Here is an 11,531-nt window from a genome sequence, read left to right on the forward strand (position 1 = left end):
TATAGGCTTTATTTCTTGTAATAGCGATGATGATAACTCTACACCTTTATTAGAAATAGAGTCAGAAACTATATCAAATTTACATGCACCACAAACAGGAGGTCTAGGGCAACCTGTTTCAGGAGTGTTTGTAAAGTTTGATTTTGCAACAGGTCAGACAACAACAAGTGATACAGATTGGGATATTGCTTTTAGAGGAACATCTATCATTGTAAATGGAGGAACAACATTAGGAACAACTGATGAACCAAATCGTACAGGTGCTGCTGCTGTTTATATAGCAAATGGAACTATGGCATCAGTTACAAGTGTTGATACATCATTATTTACACAAGATTCAGATACAGGTTATGCAATCCCAACTGGAAGTGATAATGGATGGTACTCTTATGCTGGACCTCCAACGCACTTAATTACGCCAATACCAGGTAAAATATTTGTATTTAAAACACGAAATGGGTCTTATGCAAAAGTTGAAATTTTAAGTTACTACGAAAATGCTCCTGTAAATCCTGATGCTTTTGTTGATGAAACTCCATATTATACATTTAACTACGTTTACCAACCAAATATAGGTGTTACAACTTTTTAATATGGGAAAATCAATTAGTATATTATTTATTGTATGTCGCCTTTTTTTAGGTGGATTTATGATTTATGGAGGTATTCAAAAATTCAAAAAACCAATTCCTACTCCTATTGAAGTTGTAGAGAAAGCTCAAAAATTTGCATCGCCTGAAAAAGTTAACACCTTACAAAAAATCCTATATATAAGTGGGACGAAACAAACAGGCTATTTTTGGCAAGTATTAGGAATCTGTGAGTTATTGTTTGGATTACTATTAATTGCTCAAGGTACAGGTTTTATTGGTGCGTTATTTTTATTACCTATAACATTACATATTTTCTTATTTCATTTGTTTTTAGAATCCGATGATATTGGAGAACTCATAAAAACTGGAGTGTTATTTGCAATAAATATTGGTTTAATATTATGTGAAAAAGAAAAATGGAAACATTTACTTTGGATAAAACCTATTTAGGTTAGTCAGTAAAAAAGCCACTTAATTAAGTGGCTTTTTATTTAGTCTAAATGATAAATTTCCATAATATCTTTAAGATACTTTTCAAAATTAATCTTCAAATCAATTAGCTTTCCTGTATGCACATCAAATACCCAACCATGGACTTTTAAACCTCTTTCTCTGTAAGCTTTTTGTACTGCTGCAGTTTTTATAAGGTTTACGCACTGTTCTTTTACGTTAAGCTCAACTAATCTATCGTACTTTTTGTCTTCATCTTCAATAGTATTTAATTCCGCTTTATGTATACGATACACATCTCGAATGTTACGCAACCAAGGGTTTAAAATACCTAAATCTGCAGATTGCATCGCCGCTTTTACACCTCCACAAGCATAATGACCACACACTACAATGTGCTTTACTTTTAAATGATCAACAGCGTAGTTTAGTACAGACATTACATTCAAATCTATACTAATAACCATATTAGCTATATTACGATGCACAAAAACTTCACCTGGTTCTGCACCCATAAGTTCTTCTGCTGTTACACGACTATCACTACAACCTATATATAAAAGTTCTGGGTTTTGCCCCTTACCTAGTTCTTCAAAGTAGTTGTCTTTAACTTTTAGTTTGTCTTTAATCCACTTTTCGTTATTATCAAATACTTTGTCTAGATTCATAATTTTAACCGTTTAGTGCTTGTCGTTAACGTGTTGTTTAATCCATTTTACACAACTGTCAAATTTAGTGAAAATATGCTCCTCAGGGATAAAATCTGGAATAATATCAATACGCTCCATCATGTACCTAGGTTGTTTTAACAATCCTACAAAAAGCACTTCAATCTCTTTCTTTTTTAAATCTTGTAACATATCTTCCATGGCATATAATCCTGATTGATCCATATATTGCATACGCCCTAAACGCATAATAACATAAGATGCTGTGTCAGGAATTTGCAACGTAAGTTGTTGAAATTCGCTTGTAGAACCAAAAAATAAAGGACCTTTTAGATGTTTAATAAACACTTCCTCTTTTAAGTACTCTGGAAAATCTATTTCGTCTTTCCAAGCTTCTTCTTTTAATGTTTTAACATCACTTCTTATGGCAGTTAAATCGCCTATTTTTTTCATAAACATTAACGATGCAATAACCAACCCAATGCCTACTGCGTAAACTAAATTCCAAAATGTTGAAAGCAACAATACTATTAGCATTATTACTACTTCTGAACTTAGTTTTAATGGACCTAGTTTCATGTCTTTTGGTAAACTTGGTATAGCTTTTAAGCCTTTATAATCCATAACACCAATACCAACAGTAATTAATATTCCTGCTAATACTGCTGCTGGAATTTGTGAAGCAACTGGACCTAGACCTAATAAAATAATAAGTAACATAACACCTGCAATCATACCTGACAACTTTGTTTTTCCTCCAGATGTAATATTAACAACAGTTCTAATAGTTGCTCCTGCTCCTGGAATCCCTCCAAAAACTGCAGCTATACTATTACCTATACCTTGACCTACTAATTCTTTATTAGGTTTATGTTTAGTTTTTGTCATATTATCTGCAACTACACTGGTAAGTAAAGAATCAATTGCCCCTAATAGTGCTAAAGTTAGTGCTGTAAAAATGTAAGGTGTAATACTACTAAGGTTAAAAGTTGTGAATATTTCTAAGTTTGGGATAGGAAGACCACTAGGAATTTCTTCAATTGGTCTGTAATCTAAACCGAACCCTACCGCAATTCCAGACATCACTATTAAGGCTACCAACGTACTTGGAACTGCTTTTGTAATACGCTTAAAACCATAGATAATAAAAATCGTACCTAAAGCAAGAATCAACTCTAACCAATTAATATTTTGAAGTGCACGAGGGAAAGCTTTAATTGCACCTAATGCACCTGATGCTTCCTTAGCAGCAAGTGTTTGTGATTCTTTTAAAATAGCATCTTGAGAAACTTCATCTGCTCTAGCTATAGTTTCTTTAAAATCTTCAAGTACTAAAATGCCTTCGCCAGCTTCCTCTTTTAAAATATTTTCAAGTATAACTTCTTCTGCTTGTGGTTTAAATTGGCTTACAAACTCCATATCTTCTTTAGGGTAATATCCCAATGATGGTAATATTTGAGTTAACAAAATAATAACTCCTATAGCAGTCATAAATCCAGAAACTACAGGATATGGAATATATCTAATGTACTTACCTAAACCTAAAGCTCCCAAACCAATTTGCATTAACCCTGCAAGTAGAAACACCGTTAAAATAACTGGTAAAGCTTTATTTACATCGCCATCGTTAGTAGCAATAATTCCTGCTATAACAACCATACTTACCGCTGTCATTGGAGCTGTTGGTCCAGAAATTTGTGTGTTTGTACCTCCAAAAAGTGCCGCGAAAAAACTGATAAAGATAGCTCCGTACAATCCTGCTGTTGGCCCTAATCCTGAAGACACCCCAAAAGCTAGTGCTAAGGGTAATGCTACAATTCCTGCGGTAATACCCCCGAAGGCATCTCCTTTTATATTTGAAAATAAATTTTTCATAGTTTAATTTTTTTGATTAGATATTTGCATTGTATTAAAAAGTAAAAAATGTAATTATATTAAATTGATCTCTACTATTTGTCTCGAAAAACTGATTCATATAACCAGCTTCTACTTTTAAATTTTTATTGATATTATACCCTAAACCTGCATATACTCTATTTCTATCAAATATCGAACTTTTAGAATTTAGAAATATCTCATTATAAGCTGAAAGGTAATAGTTGTTTTTATCTTTTTCTTTATTAATTAGAGGAATATTTAAACCTAAAAAGTATCGAAATCGCATTTTAAAATCATTTTCTACAAAACGTTGTTCGAACCTATAACGATGATTTAGTTTTACCAAGCCTATATTTTGTTTAGATGTAAATTGTTGAAAAATTCTATGCTCGTTTACTGACACTTTTTCATCTGCATTGTCCACATAATTTTCAGACAGAATATAACCATAGCCTAATAATATATTGTTTTTGTTTTCATTAAAACTATACCCTAACCCTGTTCGTAATAATAGTTGTTCCAGATCGCCAATAGCATTATAATTTCTGTATTGTACTTCGTTATGTATGTTCCATTTTTGATTTAACTTTTTGTTACCAATATAAATAAGCCAATTACCAAAATTACTATCTTGACTTTGTGCAAAAATAGGTAGCATTAATACTATGATTAATGCTACCAAACTTGCTTTCTTTTTCATATAAATATTTCCCATAGAAAGCTTTATTGTTTACTCATAAAAATTGACGGCACCTGTATTAATATCGTACATGGCACCTACTATTTTTATTTCTCCATTGTTTTGCATTTCGGCCAAAACATCACTTTCTTCAACAATCCTATCAATAGTAAGCTGTACGTTTTTGGCAGAAACATTATCTACAAAATCAGCATTTGAAGAGTTTCTTAAGCTTGCGTCTTGAGGTTCAGTTACTGCTTCTACTGCAGGTTTAATTTTAGCTAACATATTTGTTAAATTTCCTAATTTAGCATCGTCGCAAGCACCTTTTACTGCACCACAAGCTGTGTGTCCTAAAACCACTATAAGTTTTGTTCCTGCTAGTTTGCATGCAAATTCCATACTTCCTAAAATATCTTGGTTTACAAAATTTCCTGCAATTCGAACGCTAAAAATATCGCCTAAACCTTGATCGAAAACTAATTCTGCTGATACTCGCGAATCTATACAACTAAGTATTGTTGCAAATGGAAACTGCCCATCGCTAGTATCGTTAACTTGTTCTAGTAAATTCCGATTAGCTTTTAAATTGTTTTGAAATCTTACATTTCCTTCTTTTAAATATTGTAATGACTTTTCTGGAGTCATTGTAGCCTGTGTTTCTCTTGTGTGTGCTTTCATTTGTTTATATTTTTAAATTTACAATTGTACAATTATGCTGATTTTGGTCTTAGTTTAAAAAACTCAATATAACTTGGTGGGTTTTCGATAATACCACGTTCTGAAATTAATTTTATGGTGATATTTCGTTCTTTTGCTTTAAACGCAAAATCATCCAAAATTTCTATAATATCATTATCTAGATACCTTGTTTTTCTAACATCTAACTCTAAGAATGAATTTTTAGGAAGTTTATCTAATTCTTTTAAGATTGCACCTTTATTAAAAAATGTTACTTCTTCTGCTAAGGTCATTTTTATTTTACCATCGTCAACACCTTCTCCTTCTTTATGCAAAAAGTGCGAGTTTTGATAGCTTTTAATAAGTATAACAACAATACCAACGGTCAATCCTAAACCAATTCCGTATAATAAATCAATAAATACAATTCCAAAAACAGTTACGTTAAATGGTACCCATTGTTTCCAACCTAAAATATACATTTTTTTAAATAATGCTGGTTTTGCTAACTTATATCCAACAATTAATAGTATCGCTGCCAAAACAGATAGAGGAATCATATTTAATAATCTAGGAATTATCATTACAGATATTAATAATAAAAAGCCATGAATAATTGCAGACATTTTACTTCTTCCTCCAGATTGAATATTAGCAGAACTTCTTACAATAACTTGTGTTATTGGTAAACCTCCAATCATTCCGGAAATAATGTTTCCTGTACCTTGAGCTAATAATTCTCTGTTAGTTGGTGTTACATTTTTATGTGGATCTAACTTATCTGTAGCTTCTACACACAAAAGCGTTTCCAAACTTGCTACTAAAGCAATAGTAAATGCTACTATCCAGACTTCAGGATTTAAAATCACTTTAAAGTTTGGAAAACTAAATTGTCCTAAAAATGATGTTACATCTTCTGGTATTGGAACGCTTACTAAATGTGTTTTTGTTATAGCCAAAGCATCATTAGATTGTGTTAACACATAAAAAATGATTCCGATTGCAACCGCTACTAATGGCCCTTGTATAATCTGAAATATTTTTCCTTTATTAGATAACACCTTGTCCCAAAGTAACAAAATAGCTAATCCAATAATGCCTATTACTGTTGATCCTAATTGAATATGATCAAAAATATTTAATATTTGTGTAGTTGTACTTTCTCCATCTACTTTAAATAAAGTAAATGCTTTATCGTAACCAAAAAAATGAGGGATTTGTTTTAAAATAATAATGATTCCTATCCCTGTTAGCATTCCTTTAATAACTGAGGATGGGAAATAATATCCAATAATTCCTGCTTTTAAAATTCCAAAAATAAGTTGAATAATTCCTCCTAAAACTACTGCAACTAAAAAGTTCTCATAACTTCCTAAAGTTCCAATAGCAGTTAATACTATGGCTGCTAAACCTGCAGCTGGTCCACTTACTCCAATTTTTGAACCACTTAAACTCCCTACAACAATTCCTCCAATAATTCCTGCAATTAATCCTGAAAAAAGTGGTGCACCACTTGCTAATGCAATACCTAAACATAATGGCAATGCAACAAAAAATACGACAATACTCGCTGGTATGTCATTCTTAATAGTTTTAAACATATAATAAATTCGCTTAAACTCTTAATCATAAAAGAAGATTAAAAGTATTTTTTAAATAAATTCAAGGCTAACTTAATAGCCAAAAAAATCGACTTATAATATGTTTTGTTCGGGAGGTGGAGAAATAAGGTTTAAGTGTGGTTTAGGATAATTTTTAAAAAAATAGCCTAAGTTATTTTCAGTGAAAGTTAAAGCTAAATCAGATTCATTAGCTTTTTCATTTGAAAATGCAATTTTAAAACCTTTTTCTTCTTCTTCAGAAGTAGAGAAAATTATAGAAACATCAATTGTATCATCAACCATTATTATAACAGTTGGTGCAGCTATAAACAGCAAAAAAATTACTGAAAAAAATATAGATACTCCTTTTTTTGACATTTACTTTATAGTTTTATGCGGGCAAATATAATATATTTAATTCGTTTTGTTTAATATATATTAAAAATTGTGTAACAATTTAATATCATCAGAATTCACCCATCCTGTTTTACCATCTGCTAGTTTTATTTTTTTCCAACTATTAACTGTATCTAATACTTGAACTTTAGTGCCTTCGTGTAATCTAAAAGACTCTTCGCTTCTAGAATTTGGCTCACTCTTTACTTTGCTTTCTTGGGCAAAAACAATAGCTGGTTTATTGTTCTTATCAATACTAAATTTACGAAATGCTAAGCCCAAAGAAACACATAATAATAGCAAACTTATTAAACTACCTATAAAAGCGAGTCGTTTATTTATAGTTGAATAAGCAAAATAATAAATTAAAAATAGTATGACAAAACATAATACAAAAGCAACAGAAGTTTTTGCCCAAGCATCAAAACTCATCATATTAGTAATGTTTTTAATGAATTTAGATAATCCTGTTTCTGGAATAACATCAATAGCATCAATAGTCATGTTTTTTGCAAATGCCATGTTATTTATTATTTCTTTATCGTTTGGCGATAATTGCAATGCTTTTTCGTAAAAATAAATACTTGGTGCTATATTATTTAGTTTATAATGTGCATTGGCTAGATTAAAATACAATTCTGTAGAATGATTTTCTGTATCTAAAATAGCTGTATACTTATCTATAGCTTCAGCATATTTTCCTTGGTTATATAAAGTATTTGCTTGCTCGAAAAGCATTTCGTTTTGAGGAAAAACTACAGTGCTAAATAAAAGTGCTAAAATGTATATTATGTTCTTCATTTTAACGTGCTTGTTTATCTATTAACAAAATTGTTTTTGCTGCCTTTTCATAATCTTGTTGCATTTCTACATTTGTAATAGGTGTGTAGCGTGCTAATTCACAATTTTTAATAATGCTTACAAAATCTGAAATCGCATTGTCATTAACTTGTCTATCTTTAAGTAAGCTAACCACTTTATCTTTACTTAAATCGCTAGTTTCTATATGTAATTTGGCTTTTAAATAATTATGCAATGCTTTTTCTAAAGCGATATAAAAGGCTTCTTTTTTACCTAGCGCTTTTTTAGCATTGCTTAAATATTTCTTAGCTAATTTATCAGCTTTTCTAATTTTATTACCATAAACGTCGGCATCTCTACTTGCTTTTTTCTTTCTTATAACTATAGCTAATGGAATGGCTAAAAATGGTAATAATAAAACGCTCCAAAACAATGGGGTTTTAAAGAAATATGATGAATTTATTGATGAAAAATTTGTTTTCGTTTTTATAAATGCAAATTGGTCGTTGTTTAAAACAACACGTTGTTTTCCTGAATTCACACTAGTAACATTGGTATTTGAATCATTATTAAGTGGTCCATCTAAAACATCAATTATAATTTCATCAGATGATAGTCTTTTATAGCTTTCTGTCTTTAAATCAAAATATGAAAACGAAATACTAGGTATGGGGTATTTGCCTTTATACTGTGGCACAACAGTATAACTATCTGAAATACTACCCTGCATGCCTGCTAAGTTTGTTTTAACATTTTCTGTATGTTCTGGCTCGTAAACTTCTAGCGAGCTTGGTAACGACACTTTAGGTAATTTAAACAATTTTAGATTGCCCTTTCCGCTAACACCAACTTTTACTTGAAGCGATTCTGAAGCATCTAATTCGGTTTTTGATGCCGATACATTAAAATTAAAATCGCCCACAGCTCCAGTAAAATCTATAGGCTTTCCTTTTTCTGGCAAAGGCTTTACATTAATAGTTTTATTACCAGCTGAAACGGTTCTATTAACACGTGTCATTAAACGACTTCCAAAAATATCGCGCCTATTTGTTGGTACTTGTACGGTTAGATCTAAGCTTAATGGCTCTATATTTAGTTTTCCTGTTTTTTGTGGATATAATACCGTTTTTCTTAGAATTACATATCTATAATCTTCCCCTTTATAAGTTCCGTTTTCCTGTTTCAGCCCTTTCATGTTTATATTCTGGCTCCAGAAATCGTTATATCTTGGGCTATCAATCTCTCGCCAATTATTTACACCTGTATTTGGTGATACATATAACTTATATACAACAGTAATGGCTTCGTTTAAATACGGGTCTGTTTTTGAAACTTCAGCAACTAAATGAATGTTTTCTGAAGCAATATAATCGGGGTTGTTTGGGTCTTTTGGCTTATCGACCGCAGCAGTAACTAATACTTTTATTGGCGACGTTTTATACGTTTCGCCATCAACAGAAATGGTTGCTTGACTAATTATAAAATTGCCTTGCTTTTTAGGTGCTAAAAAATAACTGTATGTTTTCTTGTATGATCGGACACCGTTAATCCATGAATTGCTTACCGATTGATTTGGGCCGCCAACAACTGTAAATCCATTAAAATTAGGTGGATTAAAATTATCTCCATCTTGATTCATTTCAAAATCGACACGTAAACGTTCGTTTATTCCCAACTTCTTTTTGCTAACCTTAGCTTCAAATTTTACCTGTGAAAAGGCAAAGCTTGTTACAAGCATTAGTATTAAAATGGATATGTGTTTTTTAAATTTCATTTATCTTTTCAAAAATAGATTCTTGCTTTTGCAGGAATAACAAAAACATTTTTTAAGTCTTTGTTCTTAATTCTTGGGTTTTACCAGTCTTTTTCTGTTTTTATTTTCACACCTTTTTGCTTTTCGGCATTTATTTTTTCTTGAACCTTTTTTTCTTGGTTGTTCATAGCTTCTAACAAACTTTTTATTTGTTGAGGCGATAATTGTCCGGGTTGAGGCTTAGGCTTTTGCTGATCTTTTTTCTTGTCATCTTCTCCTTTTCCTTTATCTTCTTTTTCGTCTTTAGGCTTTCCTTCCTCATCTTTTTTATCGTCACCTTCTTTTTTATCCTTATCGCCTTCGTCTTTTTTATCTTCTTTGTCTTCGCCTTCTTTATCCTTTTTATCCTCGTTTTCTTTATTTTCTTGGTCGTCTTTATTGTCTTTGTTCTCGTCGTCTTTATTTTGATCTTCTTGATCTTTTTGTTGTTCCGCACATGCCTTTGCTAGTCCTAAATTATAACGTGTTTCATCATCGGCAGGATTATTTCTTAATGCATTTTTATAAGCTTCAACTGCTTCTTTACACTTTTTGTTTTGCATTAAAATATTGCCAATATTATGGAATGCTTTGTGTTTTTCAGTTTTCGAAACTGCATTTTTTACTGCTTGTTGATGACGATATAATGCTTCTTCGTAATTTCCTTTTTTGTAATACGAATTTCCTAAATTATAAATCCCTGCTACACTAGTTGGTTGCTCTGAAATAGCTTTTCTATATGCCATTTCTGCCGAAACAAAATCGTCTTCGTTTACTAAATTATTGGCTTCGTATACATAATTATTGGCTTTTTTTAATGCCAACAATTGCTCTTTTTCTTGTGCAAAAGAAAATGATGAAATTAAAGTTAATATGATTATTGATATGTTTTTCATTCTATTTATTAATTCTAAATTCTAATATAGAAAACCTTTCAATGTATGTCCGTTAAAAATTTTATAAATTCTCATTAAACAAATTCAGCTTTTTTAACCATGCCGTTTTTCGTTCTAAAAGAAAAATATCTAAGAGTAAAAAGAATATGCCAAATCCTAAAAACCATTGAAACTGATCTTTATATTCTGCAAATTGCTTTGCTTCAAATTCGGTTTTATCCATCTTATTTAATACCTCTCTAATATTTTCAACAACATTGCTTGTGCTTTTTCCATTTATATACGCGCCATTGGCTTCTTCGGCAATACCCTTTAGCGTTTCTTCGTTTAAACGTGTTATTACTGTTTCGCCTTGGTTATCCTTTTTATAATTTAAAATAATACCATTGCGTTTTTCTGGAATTGGACCTCCCTTTACATCACCAACACCAATGGTAAAAATCCGAATCCCTTCTTCGTTTGCCTCTTCTGCAAGGGCTACAGCCTCTTCACTATGGTCTTCACCATCTGAGATAATAATGAGTACACGATTGGTTTGCTCTTCATCGTCAAAATAAGTTTTAGATAATTTAATAGCTTCGTTAATAGCAGTTCCTTGTGATGATAGCATATCTGTATTCATGCTATTTAAAAACATTTTAGCCGATGCATAATCTGTAGTTATTGGTAATTGTGGAAATGCTTTTCCTGCGTAAGCAATAATACCCACACGATCACTTGCTAAATTATTAATGATTTGAGTGACTAGCTGTTTCGATTTTTCTAACCGATTTGGTGCAATATCTTCGGCGAGCATACTTTTTGAGACATCGACTGCGAAAACAATATCTACGCCTTCTCGTTTTACAGTTTCTAATTTAGTTCCAATTTTTGGATTTACTAAAGCAATTGCTAAACATGCAAAAGCTAAACTTAGAACTCCAATTTTTAAAATAGATTTGAATAATGATCTGTTTGGACTTAACCTTTTAAGTAGCTTTTTATCTGCAAATTTATTCTGCGTTTTATATTTCCAGATTTGAAGCACTAAAAAGAATAGGATCATTACTGGGATAATTCCCAGAGCCCAAAACCATATTTTTTCTTCTAACTGCAT

The 11,531-nt window shown here is 31.3% G+C and carries 12 protein-coding genes; 2 read left to right on the top strand and 10 right to left on the bottom strand.

Annotated elements, in window-relative coordinates:
* Position 1 precedes the first annotated feature (1 nt).
* Together AADI82_RS10005 and AADI82_RS10010 are read left to right on the top strand one after the other, a co-directional pair.
* The gene (locus AADI82_RS10005) at positions 2 to 592 is read left to right on the top strand and encodes an HmuY family protein (protein WP_341216304.1); all 591 of its coding nucleotides are present in this window, start codon (positions 2 to 4) and stop codon (positions 590 to 592) included.
* A 1-nt stretch (position 593) separates the two neighbouring features.
* Positions 594 to 1,043 carry a DoxX family membrane protein gene (locus AADI82_RS10010; protein ID WP_341216305.1) on the top strand — a complete coding sequence of 150 codons (450 nt, stop codon included), beginning with the start codon at positions 594 to 596 and terminating at the stop codon, positions 1,041 to 1,043.
* Positions 1,044 to 1,084: 41 nt separating this feature from the next.
* Here AADI82_RS10010 and AADI82_RS10015 read toward each other — a convergent pair whose 3' ends face one another.
* The 10 genes from AADI82_RS10015 to AADI82_RS10060 form a co-directional block, all read right to left on the bottom strand.
* Entirely contained in the window at positions 1,085 to 1,711 is a 627-nt protein-coding gene (locus tag AADI82_RS10015; RefSeq protein WP_341216306.1) for a carbonic anhydrase, read from the bottom strand.
* A gap of 12 nt (positions 1,712 to 1,723) precedes the next feature.
* Positions 1,724 to 3,586 carry a SulP family inorganic anion transporter gene (locus AADI82_RS10020; protein WP_341216307.1) on the bottom strand — a complete coding sequence of 621 codons (1,863 nt, stop codon included), beginning with the start codon at positions 3,584 to 3,586 and terminating at the stop codon, positions 1,724 to 1,726.
* A gap of 34 nt (positions 3,587 to 3,620) precedes the next feature.
* A complete protein-coding gene (locus AADI82_RS10025) occupies positions 3,621 to 4,304 on the bottom strand; it encodes a DUF2490 domain-containing protein (RefSeq protein ID WP_341216308.1) in 684 nt (227 codons plus the stop codon).
* 15 nt (positions 4,305 to 4,319) lie between these two features.
* Positions 4,320 to 4,949 carry a carbonic anhydrase family protein gene (locus AADI82_RS10030; RefSeq protein ID WP_341216309.1) on the bottom strand — a complete coding sequence of 210 codons (630 nt, stop codon included), beginning with the start codon at positions 4,947 to 4,949 and terminating at the stop codon, positions 4,320 to 4,322.
* A gap of 32 nt (positions 4,950 to 4,981) precedes the next feature.
* Positions 4,982 to 6,550 (bottom strand): SulP family inorganic anion transporter, encoded by a 1,569-nt coding sequence (locus AADI82_RS10035; protein ID WP_341216310.1) that lies wholly within the window; start codon positions 6,548 to 6,550, stop codon positions 4,982 to 4,984.
* A gap of 93 nt (positions 6,551 to 6,643) precedes the next feature.
* Positions 6,644 to 6,928, bottom strand: a complete 285-nt coding sequence (locus AADI82_RS10040; protein ID WP_341216311.1) for a hypothetical protein — start codon at positions 6,926 to 6,928, stop codon at positions 6,644 to 6,646.
* A 60-nt stretch (positions 6,929 to 6,988) separates the two neighbouring features.
* The gene (locus AADI82_RS10045) at positions 6,989 to 7,747 is read right to left on the bottom strand and encodes a tetratricopeptide repeat protein (RefSeq protein WP_341216312.1); all 759 of its coding nucleotides are present in this window, start codon (positions 7,745 to 7,747) and stop codon (positions 6,989 to 6,991) included.
* Between the two features lies 1 nt (position 7,748).
* On the bottom strand, positions 7,749 to 9,521 hold the full coding sequence (locus AADI82_RS10050) for a BatD family protein (RefSeq protein WP_341216313.1): 1,773 nt from the start codon (positions 9,519 to 9,521) through the stop codon (positions 7,749 to 7,751).
* An 80-nt stretch (positions 9,522 to 9,601) separates the two neighbouring features.
* A complete protein-coding gene (locus tag AADI82_RS10055; protein ID WP_341216314.1) occupies positions 9,602 to 10,435 on the bottom strand; it encodes a tetratricopeptide repeat protein in 834 nt (277 codons plus the stop codon).
* A gap of 61 nt (positions 10,436 to 10,496) precedes the next feature.
* Positions 10,497 to 11,531, bottom strand: a complete 1,035-nt coding sequence (locus tag AADI82_RS10060; protein WP_341216315.1) for a VWA domain-containing protein — start codon at positions 11,529 to 11,531, stop codon at positions 10,497 to 10,499.

Source organism: uncultured Wocania sp., from assembly GCF_964021735.1.
Taxonomy (GTDB): domain Bacteria; phylum Bacteroidota; class Bacteroidia; order Flavobacteriales; family Flavobacteriaceae; genus Wocania_A.

What these genes read in the sequence shown, in the direction of transcription:
- AADI82_RS10010 (WP_341216305.1), top strand. Translation starts at nt 594, where the DNA reads ATGGGAAAATCAATTAGTATATTATTTATTGTATGTCGCCTTTTTTTA.
- AADI82_RS10020 (WP_341216307.1), bottom strand. Translation starts at nt 3,586, where the DNA reads ATGAAAAATTTATTTTCAAATATAAAAGGAGATGCCTTCGGGGGTATT.
- AADI82_RS10045 (WP_341216312.1), bottom strand. Translation starts at nt 7,747, where the DNA reads ATGAAGAACATAATATACATTTTAGCACTTTTATTTAGCACTGTAGTT.
- AADI82_RS10050 (WP_341216313.1), bottom strand. Translation starts at nt 9,521, where the DNA reads ATGAAATTTAAAAAACACATATCCATTTTAATACTAATGCTTGTAACA.
- AADI82_RS10035 (WP_341216310.1), bottom strand. Translation starts at nt 6,550, where the DNA reads ATGTTTAAAACTATTAAGAATGACATACCAGCGAGTATTGTCGTATTT.
- AADI82_RS10040 (WP_341216311.1), bottom strand. Translation starts at nt 6,928, where the DNA reads ATGTCAAAAAAAGGAGTATCTATATTTTTTTCAGTAATTTTTTTGCTG.
- AADI82_RS10055 (WP_341216314.1), bottom strand. Translation starts at nt 10,435, where the DNA reads ATGAAAAACATATCAATAATCATATTAACTTTAATTTCATCATTTTCT.
- AADI82_RS10025 (WP_341216308.1), bottom strand. Translation starts at nt 4,304, where the DNA reads ATGGGAAATATTTATATGAAAAAGAAAGCAAGTTTGGTAGCATTAATC.
- AADI82_RS10030 (WP_341216309.1), bottom strand. Translation starts at nt 4,949, where the DNA reads ATGAAAGCACACACAAGAGAAACACAGGCTACAATGACTCCAGAAAAG.
- AADI82_RS10060 (WP_341216315.1), bottom strand. Translation starts at nt 11,531, where the DNA reads ATGCAGTTAGAAGAAAAAATATGGTTTTGGGCTCTGGGAATTATCCCA.
- AADI82_RS10015 (WP_341216306.1), bottom strand. Translation starts at nt 1,711, where the DNA reads ATGAATCTAGACAAAGTATTTGATAATAACGAAAAGTGGATTAAAGAC.